At 70.8% G+C, this 5,022-nt stretch carries 2 protein-coding genes and 3 pseudogenes; 2 read left to right on the top strand and 3 right to left on the bottom strand.

Translation table 11 applies throughout. The features are described from left to right. Positions 1-135: 135 nt before the first annotated feature. Positions 136-988 (bottom strand): annotated as a pseudogene (locus FMEAI12_RS40360) (NAD(P)H-binding protein). A 17-nt stretch (positions 989-1,005) separates the two neighbouring features. Then, positions 1,006-2,092: pseudogene (locus tag FMEAI12_RS40355) on the bottom strand (NADP-dependent oxidoreductase). 97 nt (positions 2,093-2,189) lie between these two features. On the opposite strand from FMEAI12_RS40355, the gene FMEAI12_RS32890 reads away from it, so the two are divergent. Continuing rightward, a complete protein-coding gene (locus tag FMEAI12_RS32890; RefSeq protein ID WP_200835497.1) occupies positions 2,190-3,005 on the top strand; it encodes a helix-turn-helix transcriptional regulator in 816 nt (271 codons plus the stop codon). A 288-nt stretch (positions 3,006-3,293) separates the two neighbouring features. Next, positions 3,294-4,156, top strand: a pseudogene (locus FMEAI12_RS40350) (ATP-dependent helicase); the annotation flags it as partial. Here FMEAI12_RS40350 and FMEAI12_RS32880 read toward each other — a convergent pair. Continuing rightward, positions 4,137-4,664, bottom strand: a complete 528-nt coding sequence (locus FMEAI12_RS32880; RefSeq protein ID WP_235014964.1) for an NUDIX hydrolase — start codon at positions 4,662-4,664, stop codon at positions 4,137-4,139. The pseudogene FMEAI12_RS40350 and the gene FMEAI12_RS32880 sit on opposite strands and share 20 nt — an antisense overlap. Between the last annotated feature and the right edge of the window lie 358 nt (positions 4,665-5,022).

The following is a 5,022-nucleotide window of genomic DNA, read 5'->3' as shown; positions in this document are numbered from 1 at the left end:
GCCGCCAGCCTGCTACCGGGCCTCCTGGCAGCTACCCGGACCGGACTTCCACCGGCAAGCGACGACGAGCTTACGAAAGGTAGATCGGCCGCTTACACGGCGTCACCTCCAGTCTGCTGGGCGCACGGAATCCACTCAGTAGTCGGTCTTCGATATCCACGCGGCGGTCGCGCTTCGCGTGAAGTCGGTGAAGTCGGTTGGCTCCCGGCCGAGCGCGCGTCGCACCCCGTCGGCGACGACCGCTTCCCGACCCGTGGCGATGGGGGTGAGCGCAGCAGTCCAAAGGCGGGCGTCCGCCCGGCTCCACCCCTGTCCGGAGAGCTCCTCGACGAACCGGGCGGGCGGAATGGCGACGTACCGGGTGGCGTGTCCGGAGACACGTTCGATCTCGGCGAGAGCCTCGCTGAATGTCAGGGCACGCGGACCGGACAGCTCGTACGTCCGACCGGCATGATTGTCCTCGGTGAGCGCCGCGACCGCGACATCGGCGATGTCGCGCGTGTCGACGAAGGCTGCCGCGCCGTCTCCAGCCGCAAGCCGCAGCTCGCCCCGCTGGATCGAGGCGTGAAAGAAGCCCTCGCTGAAGTTCTGCGCGAACCAGCCGGGCCGCAGAATCGTCCAGCGCATTCCGGTCGACCGGACGGCGTCCTCGTTGCGCAGGTGCCCCCCCGGCGCCGTCGTAGTCATCGCCGTAGTAGCCGGGCTGGTCCACCCCGCGCGCCGAGAGCAGCACCAGCCGCTCGACGCCGGTGTCCGCGGCCCGTGCGAGGAAGGCAGGCACGGCTGTGACCTCATCGGGCGCCGCGACATACACGCCTGCGACACCGTTCAGCGCGGGCTGCCAGGTGCGTTCGTCGGTCCAGTCGAAGCGCCGCTGCGCGGACCGGGACGCCACCCGGACCGGCGCGCCACGAGCGCGGAGGCGGGCGACCACCTGCCGGCCGGTCTTGCCGGTGCCGCCTACGACGAGGAACTGTCGGTGCGCCATGGTGAACTCCATCAGAGTCATCGGACCGGGAGCGCGTCCCGCGTCGCCGTCATCGTCTGGCTGCTTCTGTCACCGGGGCCGAGGCGGACGAGCATCTTGCCGGTGTTGGCGCCCCGCAGCACGCCGAGCAACGCGGCCGGGGCCTCCTCCAGACCGTGGGCCACGGTCTCGGCGGTGCGCAACGACCCGTCCCGCAGCCAGGCCCGCGCGCGCTCGGTCCACTCCGGGAAGAGGTGGAAGTAGGAGGTCACGAGCATGCCGCGCAGCGTGGTCTCCTTCCAGTACGCCTGGAGGAGGTTCTCCGGGCCGGGGGTCGGGCCGGTCGCGTTGTAGGAGCTGACCGCGCCGACGAGGGCGAACCGCGCGCCGGCCCGGGCGGATCCGATCGCGGCGGCCAGGTGATCGCCGCCGACGCTGTCGAGATAGACATCGATTCCCTGCGGGGCCGCGTCGGCGAGCTGTTCGGCGACAGGGGCGGCCCGGTAGTCGATGGCCACGTCGAATCCGAAGTCGGTGCGAAGTCACCTGGCCTTGTCCGGGCCGCCGGCGGAACCGATCACCGTCGCGGCCCCCAGCAGCCGGGCGAGCTGGCCGGCCACGCTCCCGACCGCGCCGGCGGCCCCGGAGACGAACACGGTGTCACCCGAACGGACCGGCGCCACCTCCGTCAGCGCCGCGTAGGCGGTGAGCCCGGTGGTGCCGAGCGGGCCGAGGTACGCCTGCGGCGGCACGCCCGCGACGTCCACGACGTTCGCCGCCGTCGCGTCGACGACGGCGTAATCCCGCCAGCCGAGGAAGTGGGACACGGTCGCGCCGACCGGGATCGCGCCGGAGCGGGAGTCGACGACCTCGCCGACCGCGCTGCCCTCCAACGCGACACCGAGCTGGAACGCCGGGATACTGGAACGCCGGGATATAGGACGGCGTCTCGTCCATCCGCCCCCGCATGTACGGGTCGACCGACATCCAGGTGTTACGGACCAGGATCTGCCCCTCGGCAAGCGGCGGCACCGCCTGGTGGACGAGCTCGAAGTGCTGTGCGCCGGGTTCACCGACCGGGCGGCCGGCCAGCCGGATCTCCCGGCTCGTGAGGTTCGCTGTCATGTCGACCAGCCTGTGGGCGCGGAATCGGCGCAGCCAGCGCCCTCGGTTGGGTAGCCAAGCAATGGCTACCCTGATTCCAGTGGACACCCGAGCCGAGTTGACCGGCTTTCTGAAGTCACGTCGGGCGAAACTGCGGCCCGAGACCGTCGGCCTGCCCCAGTACGGAGAGCGCCGCCGCGTCCCGGGCCTGCGCCGCGAGGAGTTGGCCCAGCTCGCCGGGGTGAGCGTCACCCACTACACCCGACTGGAGCAGGGCCACGGCCGCAACGTCTCGGGTGAGGTCCTCGACGCGGTCGCCGCCGCGCTGCGGCTGAGTGGCGTCGAACGCGAACACCTCATCAATCTCGTCCACCCGCCGCGGCCGGTTCCCGGCCCGGACGAGCCCGCCGTCCGCACCGACCTCCGTTGCCTGATCGAGGGTATGGACCACACGCCGGCGTTCGTGCACGGCCGGCACGGCAACATCCTGGCCTGGAACGACTCCGCCGAACGGGTCCTCGGCGACCTCGACGCCCAGCCGCCCCGCCGACGCGTCTGGCCGTGCCTGGTCTTCCTCGACCGACGCTTCCGGTCGATGATCAGCGACGTCTCCGAATGGGACGCGATCGCCCGCCAGCGTGTCGCCTACCTGCGGCTGTCCCTGGGTCGCTACCCCCAGTACCCCGACCTGGTCACCGTCATCGAGTCGCTGCGGTCCACCAACGCCGACTTCCGCCGGTTCTGGGCCGAATACCAGGTCGCGGACTGGTCCAGCGTGACCTGCCATCTGCGGCACCCGGAGGCTGGCGATCTCGAGATCGCCATCCACGTCGTGAAGCCCGGCGGGGAGCCGGACCAGTGGGTCGTCACGTTCACCACCGAGCCGGGCTCGCCCTCGCAGAAGGCACTGCGCCGCCTGGCCGGCGGAGAGTAGGACCGCGCCCCATCCAGGCTCCGCACGCTCTGCGCAGTGACCGCGTCAGCGCGTACCCACGGGAGTAGCGCGGGAGTAGCCGCCACGACAAGCGCAGCCACAACCTCGCCAAGCCCATCACTCCGCACGGCAAACCGGGCACGGAGCAAAGAAAAAATCATCGGTCTTCGCCGCTTCTATACGGAGAACAAGACTAATGTCACGCCATCTGATGATCAGCGACTGGCAGGCGGCGGCCCGCGACGCCGGCTCGGGCAGCGGCGTGCCGACGGGCGGGCTGACGATGACGTCGCGCCCTTCGACCGTTCGGCGGAGCCGATCGTGCGGCACCTCGTCCGCGCGGGCTACCTGGACTCCGACGGCGGCATGCTGTTCATCGGACCCGAGGCGGAGCGTCGCTTCGGCCACCGGCACTTCTCCGAGCTGACCGCGGTCTTCACCGCGGCACCCGAGTTCACCGTCCTGCACGGCCGGGACGAGATAGGCCGCACCGACCCGGTTCTGCTCACCGACCCGGTCGAGGGCCCGCGGCTGCTGCTTCTCGCCGGCCGCAGCTGGCGGGTCACCCACATCGACTGGAAACGCCGCCGCTGCTTCGTCGAACCCGCCGAGGGCGGCGGCCGGGCCCGCTGGCTGACGTCCGCCGACGGCGGGCTGTCCTTCGAACTGACCAGGGCGATGCGGGACGTCCTGCTCGGCACCGATCCACCGGTCCCCCTCACCCCCCGGGCGACGGAACGGCTAGCGACCGTCCGCGAGAACCATCTGGACGTCGTCCACCCGGGCGGCACGATGATCGTCCGGACGGAGGATCTGACCGACGTCCGCTGGTGGACCTGGGCCGGCGAACGCGCCAACCGCACCCTCGTCGCGAGCCTCGGCGACCTCGCCGACCCGCTCCAGGCCCCGACCGCCTCCTACCTGCGCCTACGCAGCGACCTGACCCCACCCGAGTGGAGAGCCGCGACCGCGGACCTGGAATCCCGCCTCTGCCTGCCCCACGTCACCGACGAGGCCCTGGCCGGCCTGAAGTTCAACACCGCGCTACCCCGCGCCTGGCCGAAGCGACACTCGCCACCCGCCTCGCCGACCTCCCCGCAGCCACCACCGTCCTGCGCGAACCCGTCCGCTTCACGACCCTGGAAAACTGACCGCTCGTCCGAATGCCCGCTCCCGCAGCGGGCTCGCACACAGCAACGCCCAGGCCGCCAGGGACGAGGCGTCCTTGATGACTCCTCCGGCGAGCAGGTCGCCCCACTCGCGGTGGCTGAAGCGACGTGTCACGAGATCCTGCTCCTCCACGGAGAGCTCGCGCTGTCCGGGGGAGAGCTCGGTGGCCAGCCAGACCTGACACGCCTGGTCGGCGTAGCCGTAGGCGGTGAAGATCTGTCCCAGATGGTCGAGCCGGCCGGCCCGGAGCCCGGTTTCCTCCCGTAGTTCGGCCTCGGCCAGTTCCGCGGGCCCGACGTCCGGCTGGTCCTCCCAGGACCCCTGCGGGAACTCCCAGTAGCGGCCGCCGACCGGGTGGCGAAACTGCTCGACCAGCCACACGCCATCAGTGTCGACAGGGATGATCAGGGCGAAGTCCGACTTCTCGACCACACCGAAAAGGCCGGGGCTGCCGTCGGCCCGAACGATGGCATCCTCCCGGACCCGCATCCACGGGTTCTCGTACGCGATGCGGGTGTCGCGAACGACGAAACCTCTGTCGCCAACTGGCACGGTCTCCTCGCTTCGGTGCGGTGTCCACCACGGCGGCCGGGCCATGCGGACGACGGCTGATGGCCGCGGACGACGACCGATGATCGCGGGCAGGCCGACAAGTTCGACGTCGCGTTCCCACAGTAGGCGGGCCAGTCGCGGGGGCCCGGAAGGCTCGAACACCGACAATTGACATCCTCCCCGGTGTGAACTCCGGGGATTCCCGTACCTCGCGATCCGGGTTCCTGCTTCGTCAACGGACGCCTCCTCGCTTCAGGAGCGAGGTGGTCTCACTCCATCTCCACAGGCGGACACC

The sequence above is a fragment of the Parafrankia sp. Ea1.12 genome (assembly GCF_900465275.1).
Lineage (GTDB): Bacteria > Actinomycetota > Actinomycetes > Frankiales > Frankiaceae > Parafrankia > Parafrankia soli.
This window is presented reverse-complemented; position numbering and strand designations above follow the sequence as displayed.

Bases quoted from the DNA above. Each gene is read 5' to 3' on its own strand.
- FMEAI12_RS32880 (WP_235014964.1), bottom strand. From the start codon at position 4,664: ATGCGGGTCCGGGAGGATGCCATCGTTCGGGCCGACGGCAGCCCCGGC.